At 42.3% G+C, this 19721-nt stretch carries 15 protein-coding genes; 3 read left to right on the top strand and 12 right to left on the bottom strand.

All coding sequences use genetic code 11. The annotated features are described in order from the left end of the window. Positions 1 to 90: 90 nt before the first annotated feature. The 9 genes from HMPREF1212_RS23370 to HMPREF1212_RS23330 all read right to left on the bottom strand — a co-directional run bounded on the left by HMPREF1212_RS23370 (position 91) and on the right by HMPREF1212_RS23330 (position 12548). Complete coding sequence (locus tag HMPREF1212_RS23370) at positions 91 to 3111, bottom strand: SusC/RagA family TonB-linked outer membrane protein (protein WP_028726966.1); 3021 nt, start codon at positions 3109 to 3111, stop codon at positions 91 to 93. A 73-nt stretch (positions 3112 to 3184) separates the two neighbouring features. Beyond that, positions 3185 to 5215, bottom strand: coding sequence for a glycoside hydrolase family 36 protein (locus tag HMPREF1212_RS23365; protein ID WP_046151373.1), 2031 nt, complete (start codon positions 5213 to 5215; stop codon positions 3185 to 3187). Positions 5216 to 5291: 76 nt separating this feature from the next. Next, on the bottom strand, positions 5292 to 6164 hold the full coding sequence (locus tag HMPREF1212_RS23360; RefSeq protein ID WP_046151372.1) for a DMT family transporter: 873 nt from the start codon (positions 6162 to 6164) through the stop codon (positions 5292 to 5294). A 4-nt stretch (positions 6165 to 6168) separates the two neighbouring features. After that, complete coding sequence (locus tag HMPREF1212_RS23355; protein WP_052725104.1) at positions 6169 to 7266, bottom strand: amidohydrolase family protein; 1098 nt, start codon at positions 7264 to 7266, stop codon at positions 6169 to 6171. Continuing rightward, positions 7263 to 8351 (bottom strand): amidohydrolase family protein, encoded by a 1089-nt coding sequence (locus tag HMPREF1212_RS23350; RefSeq protein WP_052725103.1) that lies wholly within the window; start codon positions 8349 to 8351, stop codon positions 7263 to 7265. The genes HMPREF1212_RS23355 and HMPREF1212_RS23350 overlap by 4 nt, the downstream gene beginning before the upstream one ends. Positions 8352 to 8379: 28 nt before the next feature. Beyond that, positions 8380 to 9204 carry a class II fructose-bisphosphate aldolase gene (locus HMPREF1212_RS23345; RefSeq protein WP_044191720.1) on the bottom strand — a complete coding sequence of 275 codons (825 nt, stop codon included), beginning with the start codon at positions 9202 to 9204 and terminating at the stop codon, positions 8380 to 8382. Positions 9205 to 9226: 22 nt separating this feature from the next. Further along, positions 9227 to 10183 (bottom strand): carbohydrate kinase family protein, encoded by a 957-nt coding sequence (locus HMPREF1212_RS23340; RefSeq protein ID WP_028726972.1) that lies wholly within the window; start codon positions 10181 to 10183, stop codon positions 9227 to 9229. Next, positions 10180 to 11409 carry a class II D-tagatose-bisphosphate aldolase non-catalytic subunit gene (locus HMPREF1212_RS23335; protein WP_046151370.1) on the bottom strand — a complete coding sequence of 410 codons (1230 nt, stop codon included), beginning with the start codon at positions 11407 to 11409 and terminating at the stop codon, positions 10180 to 10182. The genes HMPREF1212_RS23340 and HMPREF1212_RS23335 overlap by 4 nt, the downstream gene beginning before the upstream one ends. Positions 11410 to 11420: 11 nt before the next feature. Then, positions 11421 to 12548, bottom strand: coding sequence for an SIS domain-containing protein (locus HMPREF1212_RS23330; protein ID WP_157317125.1), 1128 nt, complete (start codon positions 12546 to 12548; stop codon positions 11421 to 11423). Positions 12549 to 12817: 269 nt separating this feature from the next. Between HMPREF1212_RS23330 and HMPREF1212_RS23325 the strand changes: the two genes are divergently transcribed. The 3 genes from HMPREF1212_RS23325 to HMPREF1212_RS23315 all read left to right on the top strand — a co-directional run bounded on the left by HMPREF1212_RS23325 (position 12818) and on the right by HMPREF1212_RS23315 (position 16173). Continuing rightward, a complete protein-coding gene (locus HMPREF1212_RS23325) occupies positions 12818 to 13618 on the top strand; it encodes a DeoR/GlpR family DNA-binding transcription regulator (RefSeq protein ID WP_044191724.1) in 801 nt (266 codons plus the stop codon). Positions 13619 to 13806: 188 nt separating this feature from the next. Next, positions 13807 to 14028, top strand: coding sequence for a hypothetical protein (locus tag HMPREF1212_RS23320; protein WP_028726975.1), 222 nt, complete (start codon positions 13807 to 13809; stop codon positions 14026 to 14028). Between the two features lie 78 nt (positions 14029 to 14106). Next, the gene (locus tag HMPREF1212_RS23315) at positions 14107 to 16173 is read left to right on the top strand and encodes an outer membrane beta-barrel family protein (RefSeq protein WP_046151369.1); all 2067 of its coding nucleotides are present in this window, start codon (positions 14107 to 14109) and stop codon (positions 16171 to 16173) included. Positions 16174 to 16212: 39 nt separating this feature from the next. Here HMPREF1212_RS23315 and HMPREF1212_RS23310 read toward each other — a convergent pair whose 3' ends face one another. From HMPREF1212_RS23310 to HMPREF1212_RS23300, 3 genes are all read right to left on the bottom strand, one after another. Beyond that, a complete protein-coding gene (locus tag HMPREF1212_RS23310) occupies positions 16213 to 17499 on the bottom strand; it encodes an NAD(P)/FAD-dependent oxidoreductase (RefSeq protein WP_046151368.1) in 1287 nt (428 codons plus the stop codon). A 99-nt stretch (positions 17500 to 17598) separates the two neighbouring features. Next, positions 17599 to 18606 carry an FAD:protein FMN transferase gene (locus HMPREF1212_RS23305; protein ID WP_046151367.1) on the bottom strand — a complete coding sequence of 336 codons (1008 nt, stop codon included), beginning with the start codon at positions 18604 to 18606 and terminating at the stop codon, positions 17599 to 17601. A 139-nt stretch (positions 18607 to 18745) separates the two neighbouring features. Beyond that, the gene (locus HMPREF1212_RS23300) at positions 18746 to 19699 is read right to left on the bottom strand and encodes an N-acetylornithine carbamoyltransferase (protein WP_028726979.1); all 954 of its coding nucleotides are present in this window, start codon (positions 19697 to 19699) and stop codon (positions 18746 to 18748) included. Positions 19700 to 19721: the final 22 nt, after the last annotated feature.

Here is a 19721-nt window from a genome sequence, read left to right as displayed (position 1 = left end):
ATCCACACAAGATGACAAGGATATGCCTAAAATAGTGGTTGCTAGTATTAAAAATTTATTTTTCATGATAAATGATCATTTTAGTTTATATTAGAAATTTAATTCAACACCGAGTGAAAAAGTTCGGTTAGACGGGTATATATAGTTAATAGAACCTGCGACATTGGAGATGCCACTTGCCGTAAGATCTGTTTCCGGATCAGGACCTGAGAATTTGCTGAATGTTAGCAGATTGTCACCACTGAGAAATACTCTGGCATTTTTGATATACAACTTGCTTAGCACCTTTTCCGGTATATTGTACCCAATATTGATATTACGTATACGTAAATAACTTCCATTTTCCAGGAAACGGGATGAGGGGTTTGTGGAATTTTTGTTACCACCATAAACCGGTAGCGGATGAGTGGCAATATCTCCGGGTTTTTCCCATCTGCTCCATCCTAGACCATTATCTAATGACATCTGATTATATTGGGCCTGACGACCGTCGTTATCCATGGAAGCGCGTGCTCCGTTATAAATCTTATTTCCATATACGAATAAAATGTTCATACCGAAAGTGAAGCCTTTATAAGATAAGTTATTTAGTAAACCTCCTGAAAATTTAGGAGTAGGAGAAGAGCCCAGCCAATCGATTTTAGCTTTTGAATAGTCATTGGTTACGCCTCCGTCTTCTGAAGTCCAAAGGGGATCTCCGTTAGCCGGGTCTACTCCACGCCATTCCGGCATATACCAAGCATATAATTCATGCCCTTCTTCCAATCGTTGCCGTGCAGCGTCTGCCGCACCGACCATGATAGGTGTACCGGGTTTTCCTGGTTCACCTCCGGGTAATTTTTCCACTCGGTTTTTATTGAACCCGATATTGAATGAGGTTGTCCACTTTAGGTTTTTATTTTCAATATTTGTACTGGTTAATTGAACTTCAATACCCTTGTTACTGATCTTTCCGATATTTCTCAAGTAGCTGTAAAAACCGGTGCTGGGAGCTTCTGGAGCACTAAACAGAAGATCCGAGTTGAGGTTTCTGTAAAGATCGATACTACCTTCAAGCCAGTTGAAAAGCTTAAAATCTATACCTCCTGATGTCATTAAACATTTTTCCCATCCAAGGTCTGGGTTTGCAAGGCTCGAGGGTTGAGCTCCCGGATTACCTAGATAAGTAACACCTGAAAATGTGTAAGCGTCCATATAGGCAAAATCACCAATATCGGCATTACCTGTTAAACCAAAGCTTCCGCGAATTTTGAGGAATGTCAAAACTTTGTTTCCTTTAAGAAATTTTTCGTTGGAGGCTAGCCATCCGACACTCATAGAAGGAAAGAAACCTACACGATTATTGGGGGCAAAACGACTGCTTGCATCTGCGCGAAATGATGCTGTTGCGATGTATTTGTCGGAATAAGAGTAGTTTAACTGCGTAAAGGCAGACCAGGTCGCTCTCGGAGTTGCATAACCGCCTGTTGCACGCATAGTGGTTGCAGCACCGGCGGATACAATTTCCATTCCTATTGGTTGTTGATCGGCAGTTGCTCCAAATCTATAATCCCCTTTGTCTTCACTGAACTCATATCCTACAAGACCTCCCAAATCATGGTTCCCTATGCGATGTGAAGCTTTGAGGAGCGTTGTGTTTTTATAACCGCCTAGCGGATAGGAGGAGTTATCTTCTATATGACTTCCTTGAGTGATACCGTTCCAAGTCTGGCTGGCATCTCGTGAATCATAGTAAACTTTTTCCCAACGTTGTGCCCGTTCTAAACGTACGGTATTGGTTGCTGTTAACCATGGGAGAATATGCCAATTAAGCACAAGATCAAGGTTCATGCGCGTGCCGCCTTCCTTATTATAATTATATTGGTAACCGTGCCAGGGATTCTGGCGGTTCGCATAAAACCATCTTTGGTCTGCTGTCGGTATCCCTGCAATATTGACAGGATCGCCGTTTTCGTCGAATGGGTTATCCCAGGGAATACCGCGATAAGCCATTTCACTGAATGTGTTTGACCAAAGGTTGTTTTTCTTGTTTTCACGCATGTTCATGCGAACGCTTAGATCAAGAGTACTGGAAAGTTGTGCGTTGAAATTTAAACGTATGTTGCTTCGTTTATAGGATGTACCGGGCATTGTCCCTTTTTGATTGTAATGGTTGAGACTGACCATATACGAGGTGTTTTTTGTTCCACCTGTAACTGAGGCATAGTAATCTTGGGCATTACCTGTTTTGAATGTGTTGCCTAACCAATCATAATTCCGTTGTTTGAGAGTTTGTGGAAAGTCTGCTTCGAAATTAGGTATCCCCCATGATTCCCATAGATTGTAGAGTTCTTCTCCATCCATGGGCTTGAATCTGCCGAAAAGAGCTTGAGTAAGGGCTGCATTCACTCTTACTGTTATTTTGGGTGCCTGATTCCGTTTTCCTTGTTTGGTGGTAATTACGATAACACCGTTTGCTCCTTCTGCTCCATAGATGGCAGTAGAACCGACATCTTTTAAGACTGTTACTGTTTCTACGTCGTTGGGATCGTAGGTACCCCCCGGGATACCGTCAACTACGAATAAGGGACTTTTCCCGGCGGTAATAGTTCCCACGCCGCGAATAACTAAATTAGCCTCCGAACCAGGGGCACCACTGCTGTTGGTTACCATCAATCCAGAGACTTTACCTTGAAGCATTGAGCCGAAGTCTGATGTAACGTTGTCAGTTATGGCTTCGCTGTTCAATGTGGTTGCCGAACTTGTCATTACAGCCTTTCTTACGCTTGTATATCCGATAACGACAACTTCATCCAGAACTTCACTGGACCCCATGACTACATTAATTGTAGTCCTGTCTCCTACGATTTCTTCGACTGTAGTGTATCCGACATATGAAAAGACTAATGTCGCATCAGAAGGTACATCGCTGAGTGTGTATCCTCCGTCAATATCTGTAACTGTTCCAGAAGAGGTTCCTTTAATTAAAATATTAACTCCGGGTAAGGTTTCGTTCCCATCGGACGAAGTTACCTTTCCTGTTACAGTTTTCTGGGCAAATGCAGTTCCGATTGTAAGGAAAAGAATTCCTATACAAATTAAATGCACTTTTCTGAATAATTGTAGATCCATGGTATTAAATTTAGATGGTTTATAAATAAAGTAAATAATTGATTCTCGGATTTTATGATAAGGATGTATTGTGTCAATATACTTCTATTAGGTAGTTTCTTGTGAAATAGGGGGTTATCACAGGATTTTCTCCGTCAATTTCGTAAGTTTTCTTTTCATCGGAAGTATATTCGCAAACGGTATATTTACGTTTTTCCAAACCACGTAATTCGATAGGCTCGCCATTCCATTGATCGGCATAAAATGCATAATACATTTTCCCGTCTTTATTAATTACATGGGTTTCCGGCTTATCATATGCAATATCATACAGGTTGATATAGTTTCCTGTAGAGATCATTTTGTCATTATAAATACTTACCCATTTTTTGTAAAGCTTTTCTTTTTCTGGTGTCAGAACGTAACTTTTACGAACATTGGGGTTATCTTTGGGATAGGTAAATTTTGAACCGATAACACCTCCGATTCCGATCTGGGTACCAAAATCATTTCCATTGTCACTCAATTCGACATGATCGGCATAATATGCCAGTTTATCAGAAATTGCTCTATAGGTCTTTGCTTTATGCCGTATTTGCCAACTGGATGTAGGATCTGATGATACTGCCTGATTCATAAATGGAATCATAAAGTAGTTGATTGCACAACCGCATGGACAAAATTGTACGACTGCATTGGGTTTGTATGTTCGTGCTTTTTCGTAAATGTTTTGGAAATATGTAGGCATTAGCTCAGACGATTGTTCCGGATATTCCAGTTTGCTGGTACGATTGTAATCCGGTAAACAACAATTCATGTGCTGTCCATCGAGTTTAAGACCGTCAAAGTTCCATGTAACAATAAAACGTTCTAACAGATTGTTTGTATATTTCTCCGTTATAGGATTAATAGGAGATAAATAATAACTATCCCACCATGTGATATATTGTGGAGATCCCCATTGGGTTTTAAGTTTTATTCCCGGGTTTTCTTGTAAGACCTTTGTTCCCGGGTCTGCCGCCAAGGGAGCCCACCATAATTTGGCTTTCATTCCATACTGATGTATTGCATCGGTAATTCGACGCATGTCTTTGTCACCTCCGGGGAAACGAGAATTTGTTTCCCAGTCTCCTTCTGCTATCTGAAATCCGTCATCTACATCGACCCATTTGAATCCTAATTCCTTAACTTTAGGAAGAGTCCCGATTATTTCCTCAATAGTAAATGTGCGTTCATATCCCCATGCGCACCAAACAGCTTCATAAGCTTCAGGTTCGGGCTTGGGAAAGACTATGCCTTGAGTTTCCATATAACGGGAAAAACGATCCAGAGGTTCGTAAAAATCTCCGGTGTGAATGCCGATAAATGAATTGTAAGTCCGTAGGGTATCACCAGCAGCAAGTATTTCACGTCCTTCTTTTGATTCGTAAGTTAATGCAATAGATGCATGATTATCATGAGTGAGCCATTGGACAGGCATTGATATCATTTTCAATGTTTTCTCAGTCAGTCCAGTTACGATACCACCATCACGACGCCAGAGATCGATCATTGGTATACCACCTCCGTAATCAGAATCGTTCATTCCCAGGAAATTTTTTTTGTAATATCCGGGTTTTACTTCCAGAATCCAATCCATTCGACGACTGGTGGATGTCGGTTGGAACGACCAAACGGATGTATCGGCTACATCTATATGTAATTCATTCATTTTCCAGCCATTTACAGTAATATCTTTACTCCCTCTGTTTATGTAATAGGTTTCGATCAGGAGTATTTTTTCTAAATTTTCCGGAATAGTTATTTTTTGATGTTTTTCGATACAAAAGCCATCTTTGTTATAAGTTCCTGTTAATGAATAGCCGGACGTATTTCCTTCTTTAAATTCTGATACATTTGTTAATTTAAAGAGTGAGGCTGTAAACTCTGTGGCTATTAAAGCATCTGATTCGATGAAATTATTATGAAAAGATGAGGTCGAATTATTGAGAGACGTTAACCTGGCTCTCATCATCTCATCTATCTCCAGTTGCAAGTCGCCGTTTTTTATTATTATGCCTTTACTGCATCCTGTACATAGCACTATTAATAATAAAAGCGATATAATGCTTCGTTGTTCTTTCATGATTTATTCTTTTTAATTTGTTTGCTTTATCTCTGTTTGTTCTCTTAAATACATCATCGGAGGACTAAAAAGCGCTTTATTCTATCGACATAGTAATCATCGCTAAAACAGCTAGCCCCATGCCAATCTGTGTGACGATATCCGGAACCACCGCATATATGATAAGTGACAATACCATGGTAAATAAAGGAGCCAATCCTTCCATTGGAGATACCAGAATGGCTTTTCCATATCGATAAGCATAAACTAGTGTTAACGCACCGACGGCATTGAGTAGCTGGATTAAAAAACTTTTTATTGCCCATTCCCAACTGAGATTAATCCCTTCTGCTTGCCAATTGGTCATATAATAAGCGACAGGAATTAGGCATATAGCAGTGAAGGCCATATAGACGAAGATACTTTCGGCTTGCATTTCGGTCTTATTCGCGAATTTCATTGTAAATCCCTGAATACCCCACATGATAAAGATCAATAAGGCAAAAAACAGCCATAGATAACCGGTTACGTGACTATCGGACTTGTCACCCTGCAACGAAAGGAAAAGGATCGCACAGAGTGCTGCTGCAATACCGAATAATTGTATACGGCCCGCCCGTTCTTTCAAGAAAACCATCGAAAGCGTGATCGTCACCACAGGAGCCATGGATATAAAAGGAAAGACAATATAAGCTGGACCGAAACGGAGTGCCTCGAAAAGAAGTAATTGCCCACCCGCACCGAGAAAACCGATCATACAGCCGAGTAGAATTGATCGGGCATTAAAATCGAATTTCCATTTAGCTATACAGAGGGCACCAATGGCGCATGGGATCATGGCCAAAGCCCAGGCAATATAGGTAAAAGTAGCCGGAAATCCCGCTTTTTCAGGAATTTCGCTGAATGCTCCCCAGATACCCCATGTTATCATTGTGATACTGATGAATAACAACCATTTACGATTCTTCATATTATTAAAACTCTTGCTGTTGTTTTCGTTTTAATAGTTTAGCCGCATTCTCCCAATAGATCTTTTTCAAGACATCGTCGGGCAGATAAAAACCACTCAAAGGCCAGTAATAGCTGTTTCCAGGGCGGATGATGTGTTCATCAGCCGTTTCCAGTATCCGATAGACGGAGCGATACATGTTTACGCTCATTCCGTTGTCGGTACCGAACAAGATCCGGTCGGCATATTTCAGGATAAATGCGCGGGTTGCTCGCGGAGTTGCTGCCGATTCCGATACACGGGCCGCCAGATCGACATACAGGTTGGGATATTTATCGAGCAGTGTACTGAGGCGTGACAGATCGTGACTCATATTGAGATAATGGCAGGCAATAAAAGTTGTTTTCGGATTAGCTGCTACGGCACGTTCAAAACTTTGCATCAGTCCTTCGTATCCCAATTCTACCTGAGTCGTATCTACTTTCCACCGTGAAGCGTTCATTAAGCCGTCATTTGTTTTGTCGATTGGTAAGTACATCCAAATCGGATCAGCCATATGAATGCTGATTGGCATACCGAGGTCTCCACATTTTTCGAGCAAAGGTTTCAGCCGCGGATGGTCCAAATGAACGCCCTTCCCTTTTGTCGGAAAGGCATAAAGGTCGCCATCACCTTTGTCACCCATTTCTCCGATTCCGACAGCTCCCATACGATGGTTTCTTTCCAGTGCTTGTATAGCTCTTTTTTCCCAATCCGGTTCATCAAAACCTGTATAATCGAAACTGCACCATAATGCAAAGCGATCTTTGTAATCACTATATTTTTCGACCAATACCTCGAATGCTTCCCCCTTGCTGTTATTGAGGATACTTGTAACTTGAACTCCCGCAGCATCCATGGATTTTACCCATTCCGCAACTTCTTTTTTATCTTTCGCATAATTGTGCGAATGCGCATCGAATACTGGATACTTGGCCTTTTGAGGAAAGGTTGCAGGAATATTGAATACGGAAACCGGTTTGTAGTCTTTTAACAACAAATGTTCCACATCCTGACCCGATATCTGGTTCAGGGAACCCCCTAATAGGGCACAGATAAATAACTTAATTGAAAGCTTTCTCATAATGATTTAATTTTAAAAAGTTTTTCAGCATTACTTCTGTAAATTTTCTTCAGTACATCGTCGGGCAGCCCGAAACCACTCAACGGCCAGTAATGGCTGTTGCCGGGAGTGATGATATGTTCGTCGTTACTTTCCAGTATTCGAAATACTGACCGATACATCTGTGCACGTCGGCCGTTATCCGTACCGAAAAGAATGCGGTCGGCATATCGGATAATGAATTCGCGCGTAGCACGAGGGGTTGCTGCCGATTCCGAAACACGGGCCGAAATATCGAGGTAGAGATTGGGGTACTGGTCGAGTAGCCGTCCCAAACGTGGCAGATCATGATTCATATTCAGGTAATGACAGGCGATAAAGGTTGTTTTCGGGTTTGCTTTCAATGCATTTTCGAAATGTAACATTAAGCCGTCATATCCCAAGCAATTTGTTTTAGTAGTATCGATCCGCCAATTGGCAGAGTTCATTAATCCGTCGTTGTTTGCATCTATCGGCAGGTACATCCATATCGGTTCGCCCACATGAATATTGACTGGCATACCAAGGCTGGCACATTTTTCAAGCAATGGCTTCAATCGTGGATGGTCTATATGAATACCTCGCCCTTCTACAGGATAGCCATAAAGGTCGCCCTCTCCTTTATCTCCCATTTCTCCTACGCCGATCACTCCTAGTTTATGGTAGTGTACTAGTGAAGCTATTGCTCTTTTTTCCCAATCCGGTTCATCAAATCCTGTATAATCGAAACTACACCAAAAGCCGAAACGATCCGGATAATCACGATATCGTTCCATAAAAACATCGATCGGTTCACCTATCCAGTTGCAACTCATAATATGAGTAAATGCGATGCCTACCGAATCCATGGTATTGACCCATTCATCTACCTCTTCCTTACTCTTGGCATAATCATGCGAATGGGCATCTATCACCGGACATCGGGCTTTCTTTACTTCTACCTGTGGTATGCGGAATGCAGAAACCGGACGGTAATCTTTCAGTAGCAGATTCTCCACATTCTGTGCCCTTACTACCCCCTGGTGCACTATAATCAGCAGGTAAAAAATCCAAATAGTTTTATTCATAAAAAATCTGTATTTCATTTCTTGTTAATTATCGAAGGTTTACCATTTCGTATTTCTTTTTCAACATTTCGACTACCGGTGCTACTGCTGCAGGAAATACTTTGCGTAAATCTATTTCCTGACTGTCCGGTAAAATTCGCTTGAGTGCTTGCATGAAATGGTCTTTTATTTCGGTAGCCAGGTTTACTTTGCATATTCCGTGACGAATAGCCTCTCTTACCTGTACAGAAGGGATGCCGGAACTTCCGTGTAAAACCAGTGGAACTTCTGTCGCCTCACGGATTTCGGCTAATCTGTCGATTGCAAGCTGTGGTGTTTCTTTATAAAATCCATGCGCTGAACCAATCGCAACCGCCAGTGCATCAACTTTTGTAAGTGTTGCAAATTTCCGGGCCTCTTCGGGGGTAGTGAAGCCACCTTGTTGCGGTTGCCCGAGTTTAGCAATATACCCCAGTTCCGCCTCTACATTAGCACCATACGGCCGGGCCATTGCCACTACAGTCTTGGTAAGGGCTACATTTTCATCGAAATCTTTTTCACTGGCATCGATCATCACAGAATCGAATCCGGCATCAAGACATCTTTTTATAAAGGGAACGGAATTGGCATGGTCCAAATGTAACCATCCTTGCAAACCGAAATCGGCAAGTCCCTGGCGTCCCATCGTAACAGCCATCTCAAGTCCCATGTAGTCGATCGAGCTTTTAGTAAGTTGTAAAATAACAACTGACTGCGTTTGGGATGCCGCTTGCAGAATAGCCCACAATGTTTCGTAATTATAGAAATTGGTAGCCAAAACAGCTGATCGGTTTTGCCGGCATGTTTTCAGTGTTTCCTGTATGCTGCTTTTCATGTTTCTTTGTGGAAAATAAAAGTTATAACTGAATGGTTTGACCGAAGATTTCCAAAGCTCTTTTTTCGATCTCATTTTTATCGGTAAAGGCTCCAATGCCACCGGCTGCGGTTGTATTGATCGCTCCAGTCAGATTTCCCAGCCGCTGACATTCTGCCAGAGAGTATCCTTTTACATAACTGTAAACAAAGCCTGCATTGAAACTGTCGCCGGCACCGATCGTATCTATCACTTCTGTATTGAGGAAAGGAGATGCTTCTAGGGTTGTTCCATCTTTTTGGAACAGAATGGAACCTTGGCTACCACATTTTACAATACAGGCTTCTCCAATATATGGACGGATCTTTTCGATTGCTTCATGTAAGTCTGAAGTACCAGCCAAACCTTTCAATTCGGTTTCATTTGGCATAAAAAGTGTGACATAAGGCAAAATCTCAGTGTAATCAAGGTCCCATTTTTCCATTGGGTCCCATTGGGTATCGAGTGAAACAGTTATGCCGCGCTCTTTAGCTAGCTTGAGTATGCGAAGCAAATCGCGTTTGAGCCCTGATTGAATAAATATCGATGAGATATGGATATGTTTCGTGATTTCGAAAACCGATGGATCAATATCATTGAATCCCATTGTGTCCATACTACCTTGATAGGTAATATTGGCCCGGTCTTCTGCGTACGCCAAGACAATCGTCGCTCCGGTAGCGTATTGGTCTGTTTCGATTAAATAACGGGTGGAGACAGATCGTTTTTCTAGGCTTGTTTTTACCAGTTCGCCGAAGTTATCTTTCCCGATCATTCCCACAAAAGCTACTTTCATACCTAGGGAAGCAGCATTGGCTGCAAAAATCGCAGTGGAACTGCCCAGCGTAAGGAGCATATCGTCTGCAAATATTTCTTTGCCAATAACCGGCATGCTTTGGATATGATTCAGAATCAGATCAACATTGAGTTCACCAATCGCTATTATATCAAACTTTTTCATAACAATGAGTTATTTAGGTTTACCAGATTAAAAGCTTGAAAATATTTATCCATATCATGTTCAATACGGCAGGAGAGGGTCGTATGTGGGTCCATGCCAAGACGTGTCAAGTTATCGAAAAGAATTTGACGGGCCATAAAGGCTTCAGGGTGTTGCCAGATATATCGACAACAGGTTTTTATGATCCACGCGCGGCGGTCTGCTTGGAGCTCTTTAAAACTGCAGAGTTTTTCCTCGGGCTGAAGCCATTTTTGCCAACGACCGGATTCTCCAACCAAACGCTCGAGTGTTGAAGTTATATTGGATAATTGAGCGATCTGTCCCTCCTTATCCCGTGCTCTCTCTATTTGTTCCAGCTCTGCTAACCCTTCATATTCACTGATTGTAAATTCGGGTCCGACATTTGCAGCTCCGACCCCGGCTAATGGGTATGCTTCCGGGTTTGAAACTCCATCAGTATAATGTCCCTTTATATAGCTACCCAGCGGTCTTACTTTTTTTGTGAGTTTACGGGCTACGGACGTGTCAAAGGTTGTGGTGTGCAGATCTGTACCGACTTTGCCGACAATAAAACAGGGCCATACATCAGAAAGCCCACAAGAGTCCAGACCTGCTTTCAGATTTTCAAGAAAAGTATCGAAAACTGCTTCGTCTGCCAATCCTCCATGTACTTCTTCAGTTCCTACTTCGTACGATATTGCAGGTAAAGATCGGGCACGTCGGAATCGTTCCGTATGCTCAATAAGTTCCACTGTCCGTTCGACAACTACTTTTATATCGATCGTTTCTCCGTCCGGGAGAAAAATATCGACGGTAGGATCTACATGGATCAGATCGTAGCCGGCCAATATTGCATCTTCAAACGATTTTTTAACGCCATTCATCGCTTTTTCCAAACTCCAGTGTTCTTTGGATTGGATATCCTTCAACCATGGACCTCCATGATCGATCGCTATAATATAGGTACCGTCGTAATCGACAGCAGCGGCTTCCTGTGCGAGAAGTTTTACAAATTGCTTTTGGGTTAGACCGGTATAACCTCCGTCACTATCTACTTGATTTAGGGTTGCAGCAAAATAGATTGGAGCATTATTTCGTTTGGCCGAGCGAAAAGAAGCTTTAATAACTGCTATTGAGTTTGGGCATACGGCGAAAATTGTTCGTTTAACTCCTGTCTGCTGTTCGAGTTTTGAAATCTGGTTTAATAAATGTTCTGTCTTTGTCATATTAGTTTTTATTATAGGTTGTCATACAAGATAACTCCTTCCACGATCCTTGAAATATTTCCGGAAACAGAGGGAGTGTCGGGGTTGAGGCCGATTTCAAGCGATTTGTAGAATCCCATCAGTTGTGCTACGATAACGTACGGAATACAGTCGTATATGGATGGACTATCGCCTTCACCGAAAATCACTTCGAGATCAGATTTTATACCTGTTGTCTTTACCGGTGTTTCCGAAACTATAATCTGTGCCGTCACTTTATTATTAGTGTTGATTTGTTTCACAAGGTCGGTTTCATACCGACGGATATGTTCATCTCCGGAAAATAGATAGACCAGGACCGTTTCTTTGTTAATAATAGCTTTTGGTCCATGACGGAAGCCAAGGAAAGAATCGAATTGGCAAACAATTTTTCCATCGGTTAATTCCTGTAGTTTCAGTCGTGATTCTTCTGCGATTCCTTTCAACTCTCCTGATCCTAAGAAGACTACACGTGAAAATTCACGTTTCATGATTTCCCGGATAATCGGAGCATAAGTGGACAGTATTTTTTGAGCTTTTAGGGTCAGTGACTGGATATAGGGCAATTGGGTATCTACATGTTGTATATTTGCGACTAGCAGGGCTGTGAGGAGCATACTTGAAAAGCTGCTGGTCATCGCTAAGCCCAAATCGTTTGTTTCGGGAGGTAACAACAGGAGCAAAGTATTCTCTTTGTCTGCATTCTTTGCAAGTTCCCCTTCTTTGTTACATGTAATGTAAATATGTGCCGTATGTTTACAGTATGTATTTACAATTTTGATCGCTCCTGCACTTTCCGGACTATTTCCTGATCTGGCAAATGAAATCAATAAAACCGGTTGATTTTCATTGATGTAAGCATGGTGGTTAGTGATAAGATCTGTGGTCGAAACTGATCTTGCTCCCCGAAAATTACTTTCCGACAAGACTATCTCTAAGATATTCCCGATATAGGCTGATGTTCCGGCACCAGTATAGATAATCTGGTAGTTCCGGTCGGTATATTGGGAAATAAAAGACTCGATCCTCACACGTTGTTGCAATACTAATTCATATACTTTCAACCACATTTCTGGTTGTTGCATAATTTCTTTGTAAGTAAAAAATTGATTGTCTTTCATCTTTTTATTATTGTTTTCTTTTGGGCAAAAATATTTCATTTCTTTACAGAAAAAGAGTCAAAACATTTGTTTTTTATTTCGAAAAATTAAACAATCCCTTTGGATTATATTGTAATATACTGTAAATGCGTGTGTTGTCTGTTTTTATGCGATGAAATAAAAACATTTCGAAATGTTTCGAAATTAATATTCTATTTGTTCTTTTTACTCAATAAAATTATTATTTTTGCAAATAATTCTTATTTCTAACAACAAAAATTGTAACAGTAATGAAATCAATAGGGTCGGCAAAAGAGCGTAGAGCTACTATTTTACAGGATTTGAATGAGAATCCAGAGATTTCTATCGAAAGTATGTGTAAGAAATTTAATGTTTCGGAAGTGACTATTCGAAAGGATTTGAATATTCTTCATGAACGAAATCTTTTGTTACGTACTCGAGGCGGTGCGATCCGGTTACCAAATACCAATGGGAAAAATAATGAAACATCCTTAAAATTAAAGGGCTTGTATAATTTTAAAGAGAAGTTGGCCATTGGAAAATTTGCAGCCTCTTTGATTCGTGATGGCGAGACTATTTTGCTTGATTCAGGAACCACAACTTTTGAAATTGCAAAAAATCTTCATCATTTAAAACATTTGACAGTTATTACGAATGCTCTTGATACTGCAATTGAACTTTTAAAGTATAAAAGATTTAATGTGATCTTGCTTGGAGGTCATTTACGCGAAGTATCGCATTCTACTGTCGGTCCTTTAGCAGAATCAAACCTGAAAGTTTTTTATTGTGACAAACTTTTTCTAGGTGTGGATAGTTTCAACATTGAATTTGGGTTATCTACACATGATATTGAAGAAGCTAATATTAATCAGACTATGTTTTCTATGTCAAAAGAGGTCATTGCAGTATTAGACTCAAGTAAATTCAATAAACGTAACTTTGTATTTATTGCTCCTGTAAACAAAATTCATACAGTTGTGACCGACAATAATATTCCATCAAATATCAAAACACAAATCAAATCGATGAATATAGCCTTATATACAGTGGAGCCATTTAGTATTCCATAGAATTTAGGTTAAGGTTCTATATGAATAAACTAGCTATGAGAATTATCTTGATACACAGATAGTTGCTCCTCTATCAAAAAATAGTTGAAAAAAAAATGTCTTATGTTGTACAACATATATAATTAATACATACATTTGCATCGTTTTACAACAAGAAGACATTATAGACCGTTTAAATTAAAGACAAAATGAAAAAGTTAGTTGCATTTGCTGCTATTGTTGCAGCCGTTTCTTTCACATCATGTGGTAACAAATCTGCAGAATCAAATGCTGAAGTTGCTGAAACTGAAACTACTGTAGAAGAAACTCCTGCAGTTGTAGAAGAAGAAACTGTAACAGAAGAAGTTGCTCCTGCTGAAGGTGATTCAACTGCTGTTGCTACTGAAACAGAAGCTGCTCCTGCTGAATAATATTCAGTAATCCAGTTAAAAGGACAGTCTGTATGCTTAAACATACAGACTTTTTTTGTTTATATACGGTATAACAATATGAAAAGAAATTTACTCATCTTTCCCGCAATAGCATTATTAAGTCATACTGTCGGTGCACAGACACCGGTCGATATGAACCTGTCATTACAGAATGTAGAGATACAAGGCAAACGTTTTGCCGGACTTAGCGGAGGAGAAGTCAAGCGCCTGCAGGTTGAAAACAATCTGAGTAGCCTGACCAATACGGTGTCGGATGCTTTTCGTCAGATGCCTTCGCTGGTTACGGATATCGAAGGAGGCGTAACCTACCGTGGTTCCAGTAAAGCCGGGATGCTTATCAACGGTATTCCGTATGGACTGCTGGAAGAATACAGCGGGGATGTTTTGATACAATTGCCGGCTTTATTCTTTAACCGGATTTCCATGTCGGCTTTGCCGGATATATCCTTTGTGCCTGACGGGGATGCGGGATTGTTGAATCTTGCGTCGGCAAACTATACGAAGGAAGATTCGCCGCTGACCGTTACGTTGGGAGCCGGATTGCAGGAACGCTATAATGCCGGAGCAATCGTCAATCTGCATCCGGGTAAGTTCCACATCGTGGGGAAATATAACTATCGGAAGGAATACCGCAAGCGTTCGTTCGATAAAACGACAAAGACGGAGACAGGGACAACCCTTATGAATAATAATGCTACCGCCCGCCCGGATGTACATCTGGCAGACCTGAGTGTCGGCTACGACCTGACTTCGAATGACCTGCTGACTGTATATGGTCTGTATCATCTGATGGATTACAGCCGTTACGGTGGTATCAATAATAAGGTTCTGAATCCGGATGGTAGCGTAAAGAACCAGATGACACGTCATCGTTATAATGACCAGCGTCAGGATGCCTATGCTTTGGAGGTACGTTGGAACCATCGTTTTGCCAATCCGCAGGATCAGTTGAATATCACATTCAACTATAACGATTTCGGATATGATGAGGATAACTATTATGAGAATGAGAAGCCGGGAACAGGTACAATTCTGAAAAAGGATAATATGTTCATCAACCAGGATAAGCATAATTACTTCCTGTCTGCTGCATTCAGTAAGTTATTTGCGGATGACTGGTACTTTAAAGTCGGCTATATCGGACGATTCAAAGATGAAAAGTATAACACGGAGACGAACGATATTAATATGAGTGATGACAGTTGGGTGCCTGTTGCCAATAAGTCATACGATTATTCGTTTAACCGTAATACTCATTTATTGTATGCTTCCGTCGATAAACGTTGGTATCGTTTCTCCGCCGAAGTTGGTGTACAGGGGGAATTCAATTCACAGGAACTGAAAGCAAATACGTTGAAAGAGGAAACTACCCGTTTCCATGCATATCCCCGTGTGAAGTTGTCGTTGCAGACCGGAAAGACCGGTAACCTGTCTTTAAGTTATCTGCAACGGGTGATCCGTCCTTATGGGGCTGACCTCAACCCTTTCATCCAGTACAGCGATCCTACTCATCTGGTACAGGGGAATCCTGATCTGAAAGATGAGTTCGTCCATTCGTTGGAATTGTCTTATTTGCTGACTGCTGATCGCTTCCGTTTATCTCCGACAGTGTATTATCGTAATAAGTCGAACCGTATAATGGAAGTGGTGAATGACGAGTCTATTTGGCAAAAGACGAATGTCGGCCATAGTGAGGCGTTAGGTTTCGAACTTTCAGGGAACTGGGATCCGATCCGTCTTCTTTCTATCGGTTTTTCCGGTAATGTGTATCGGGATGAGATCGACGGTCGTACGGTCGGATATGATGAGAAGAAATCGATGGTTTGTACCGACCTGAAGGGGAGCATAACTTTCAATATCACTTCTACTACGGAATTACAGCTGGATGGTTTCTATATTTCAGATCAGCTGACACCGCAGGGGAAAGTGAAAAGCCACAGCAGTGTGAATGCCGGGCTTTCCCAGTATTTTATGAATCGTAAGTTACGTACTAATTTAAGCATCAATAATATTTTTGACGGCCTGGAAGAGACGACCATTATCGATACTGATAAAATGCAGATGGAACAGATACGTAATCGTGATGCGCGGGTTACGTGGTTGACGCTGACATATAGCTTATAACAAGAAGTCCTCGTGCCAGGCACGGGGACTTCTTGTGTTTTACTCATCCTTTTTTCTTTTAGGGATATAAATTATCAGGCGGATGGACTGATCGTAAGTGAAGTAACTCCATACCCATTCTATCAGTACCATCAGTTTATTCTTGATTCCCAAGATGGAACGAAGATGTACCCCCATCCATACCATCCAGGCGATAAACCCTTGTAATTTTAACTTTTTCAGGTCGGCAACGGCTTTGTTACGTCCTACGGTTGCGAGTGTACCGAGGTTCACGTAATGGAAGGGCTTTAGTTTTTTACCGGCTTCCAGTTGTTTGAGATTCTCAGCCAGGAGGTTCCCTTGCTGGATAGCGACCTGGGCAACTTGTGGATGGCCGTTCGGATATTCTTCTTCTGTCTGGAAACAGACATCACCGATAGCGAATACATTCGTCTTTCCCTGCATCTGGTTGAACTCGTTCACGGTGATCCGACCGCCGCGGTTCAATAGTTCTTTATCGATATGGTCGAAGTGGGTGGCTGTTACACCGCTGACCCATACGAGTGTTTTTGTCGTGATAGTGGAGTTATCGTCCAATATGACTTTTCCGTCCTGGTAATCTATAACCCGCTTGTTGAGTATAATATTCACCCCCATTTCTTTCAGGAACTTTTCAGCGTTGGCAGAAGCCTCGGGTGACATTACTCCGAGCAATTTCGGGGAACCTTCTATCAGATAGATATTCATATCCGATGGCTTCAAATCCGGATAATCTTTCGGCATGACGAACTTTTTCATTTCGGCCAGTACACCGGATACTTCAACTCCTGTTGCACCACCGCCTACAATAACGACATTCATCAGTGCCTGCCGTTCTTCCGGATCGGTGCAGATTGTCGCTTTCTCGAAGTTGGAAAGGAGTGTGTTTCTGAGTTCGAGAGCTTCCTGAATAGTCTTCATTGGCAATGCCTTTTCTTCAATGGTTTTGTTTCCGAAGAAGTTGGTGACGGTTCCGGAGGCGATTACCAGATAATCGTAGGTCAATTCGCCGATGGAAGTCTCGATCAGGTTACGTTCGGCGATAACGGCTTTCACTTCCGCCATCCGGAAATAGAAATCTTTTTGTTTCTGGAATATCTTACGGAAAGGAAATATGATCGATCCCGGTTCCAGTCCGGAAGATGCTACCTGATACAACAAAGGCGGGAACTGGTGGAAATTGTTTTTATCGATCAGGACAACCTGAAAGTTACTTCCTCTCAGCTTATTGGCCAACTTTAGCCCCCCGAAGCCACCCCCTATGATGACTACCCGTTTCTTATTTGTTTTTGCTATATTGAACCCCATATCTTTATGTTTTAGTTTATAGTAAAACAATTGAATAGAGGAATAAGTTGATAAATAAGAATGCTAAAGCCTTGATTTAAAAGATTGTTTCTTCGTCTTTTATTCTGTGGAAACAAGATACTGCCGGAAACCGTCGGAGTAGTCCGTGCGGTAATCCCCGTTCTCATCCGCATAGATGAAGAGATATTCCAGTTCGGGATGTTCCTGCTGGATTTTGCGGGCTACCTCACGACCCATAGCCATAAAGGCGGTAGCGTAAGCATCGGCGGTCATGCAGTCGGGGGCAATGACGGTAGCGCTGAGGATGGGTTGGGCGGCTGGATAACCGGTACGCGGATCGATGGTGTGAGCATATTTCTTGCCATCTTTGATGTAGAAGTTACGGTAATCGCCTGAAGTGGCCAGGCCGTGACGACCACATAGGCGGACGATCTCCTGTAATTCCCGATTGGTTCCCATAGGATCGTCGGACGGTTTGGTGATGCCTATACGCCAGCATTCCCCTTTGGGGTTGACGCCTTTGGCTGTCGTTTCGCCACCAATGTCGATCAGGTAGTTTTCAATGCCTTTGCTATCGAAGAGACGGGCAATGACTTCACAACTGCAACCATCCCCCAAAGATGAACAATTCAGCAGAAGGCGGGGATCATCCTTTACAACCTTTTTCCCTTCCAGACGTACTTTCCGATAGCCGACAAACGAACGGACACTATCTATTATGGCGGGCGTGATATTGTCGCTTTTGCTGAAACCGAATCCCCAAATATTTATCAGCGGGGCACAAGTGATGTCGTAAATACCGTTGGTCTGTTCGGACACTTCCATTGCTTTGTTGAATACTTCGACAAAGAGATCGTCCACTTCTATCTCTTTGTTCCTGTTCACCTGTGAGATAATGGAGGTAGAGTCGAATGGGTTCAGACAGTGGTAATAACGTTGAAGCTCAGCTTGTATTTCGTCTTCCAGCGATTCTGTGTACTCAAACTTGATAGTGTAGGGAGTATGGAGCATTCCTGCTACTTCAAAGTATTGTTTCGGTTGTTTGCAACTGTTCAGCAGGAGGATAATAAGGAAGGAGAAGGTGAGTGTAAGATGTCTGTGTTTCATATTATTTCGGATTGTAGACCGGTGATAAAGATTTGTGCATTCACTATGGCATAATTGTGCCATAGTGAATGCACTTTTGTGCCACGCCGGATGCATATCTGTGCCAAGGCTATGGCACGATCGTGGCACAACTATATTCTTATAGCCCCATCAGGATTTTCTTCAGGACAGTCTGTGCCGATATCTCACGGTTGGCGGCTTCCGGAATGACAATGCTTTGCGGGCTTTCGATCACGTCGTCGGTAACGATCATGTTACGGCGTACTGGCAGGCAGTGCATGAAATAAGCGTTGTTGGTCAGCGCCATCTTTTCCGTATCGACAGTCCAGGCACGGTCTTTGCTTAATACCTGACCGTAGTTCGGATCAGCATAAGCAGCCCAGTTCTTGGCGTAGATGAAGTCGGCACCTTCAAAGGCCTTCTTCTGGTCGTATTCCACGCGGGCGTTACCGACGAACTTCGGATCCAGCTCGTAACCTTCCGGGTGGGTGATAACGAACTCGTAGTCGGTAGCGTTCATCCATTCGGCGAAACTGTTGGGAACAGCCTGCGGCAATGCTTTCGGATGAGGAGCCCAAGTCATAACCACCTTCGGACGGGCAGTCTTTTTATATTCTTCGATGGTGATCAGGTCGGCGAAACTCTGCAATGGGTGGCGGGTAGCCGCTTCCATGCTGAATACCGGGCGACCAGAGTATTTGATGAACTCGGAGATAATCTTCTCGTTGTAGTCGTCTGCCTTGTTCTCAAAACGAGCGAAGGAGCGTACGCCGATGATATCGCAGTAGCAACCCATCACAGGAATGGCTTCGAGCAGATGTTCGGGCTTGTCGCCGTCCATGATGACACCGCGTTCGGTTTCCAGTTTCCAGGCGCCCTGGTTCACGTCGAGTACCATCGTGTTCATCCCCAGGTTCATGGCAGCCTTCTGGGTAGAGAGGCGAGTACGCAGGCTGGAGTTGAAGAATATCATTAGCAGCGTCTTGTTCTTACCAAGAGCTGTGAACTGAAAGCGGTCTTTCTTTATCTCGAACGCTTCGTTAAGCGCCTGACGAAGGTCGCCTAAATCTTGTACACAAGTGAAATGTCTCATAATTGTCGCGTTGTTGTTTGAC

It is taken from the genome of Parabacteroides sp. HGS0025, assembly GCF_000969845.1.
GTDB classification, from domain to species: domain Bacteria; phylum Bacteroidota; class Bacteroidia; order Bacteroidales; family Tannerellaceae; genus Parabacteroides; species Parabacteroides gordonii.
The sequence above is the reverse complement of the archived record's forward strand: the minus strand, read 5'-3'. Positions and strand labels throughout refer to the sequence as shown.

Excerpts from the sequence above, each read along its gene's own strand:
- HMPREF1212_RS23355 (WP_052725104.1), bottom strand. The coding sequence starts at position 7,266 with ATGAGAAAGCTTTCAATTAAGTTATTTATCTGTGCCCTATTAGGGGGT.
- HMPREF1212_RS23300 (WP_028726979.1), bottom strand. The coding sequence starts at position 19,699 with ATGAGACATTTCACTTGTGTACAAGATTTAGGCGACCTTCGTCAGGCG.
- HMPREF1212_RS23370 (WP_028726966.1), bottom strand. The coding sequence starts at position 3,111 with ATGGATCTACAATTATTCAGAAAAGTGCATTTAATTTGTATAGGAATT.
- HMPREF1212_RS23330 (WP_157317125.1), bottom strand. The coding sequence starts at position 12,548 with ATGAAAGACAATCAATTTTTTACTTACAAAGAAATTATGCAACAACCA.
- HMPREF1212_RS23340 (WP_028726972.1), bottom strand. The coding sequence starts at position 10,183 with ATGAAAAAGTTTGATATAATAGCGATTGGTGAACTCAATGTTGATCTG.
- HMPREF1212_RS23310 (WP_046151368.1), bottom strand. The coding sequence starts at position 17,499 with ATGGGGTTCAATATAGCAAAAACAAATAAGAAACGGGTAGTCATCATA.
- HMPREF1212_RS23345 (WP_044191720.1), bottom strand. The coding sequence starts at position 9,204 with ATGAAAAGCAGCATACAGGAAACACTGAAAACATGCCGGCAAAACCGA.
- HMPREF1212_RS23315 (WP_046151369.1), top strand. The coding sequence starts at position 14,107 with ATGAAAAGAAATTTACTCATCTTTCCCGCAATAGCATTATTAAGTCAT.
- HMPREF1212_RS23305 (WP_046151367.1), bottom strand. The coding sequence starts at position 18,606 with ATGAAACACAGACATCTTACACTCACCTTCTCCTTCCTTATTATCCTC.
- HMPREF1212_RS23335 (WP_046151370.1), bottom strand. The coding sequence starts at position 11,409 with ATGACAAAGACAGAACATTTATTAAACCAGATTTCAAAACTCGAACAG.
- HMPREF1212_RS23365 (WP_046151373.1), bottom strand. The coding sequence starts at position 5,215 with ATGAAAGAACAACGAAGCATTATATCGCTTTTATTATTAATAGTGCTA.
- HMPREF1212_RS23325 (WP_044191724.1), top strand. The coding sequence starts at position 12,818 with ATGAAATCAATAGGGTCGGCAAAAGAGCGTAGAGCTACTATTTTACAG.
- HMPREF1212_RS23320 (WP_028726975.1), top strand. The coding sequence starts at position 13,807 with ATGAAAAAGTTAGTTGCATTTGCTGCTATTGTTGCAGCCGTTTCTTTC.
- HMPREF1212_RS23350 (WP_052725103.1), bottom strand. The coding sequence starts at position 8,351 with ATGAATAAAACTATTTGGATTTTTTACCTGCTGATTATAGTGCACCAG.
- HMPREF1212_RS23360 (WP_046151372.1), bottom strand. The coding sequence starts at position 6,164 with ATGAAGAATCGTAAATGGTTGTTATTCATCAGTATCACAATGATAACA.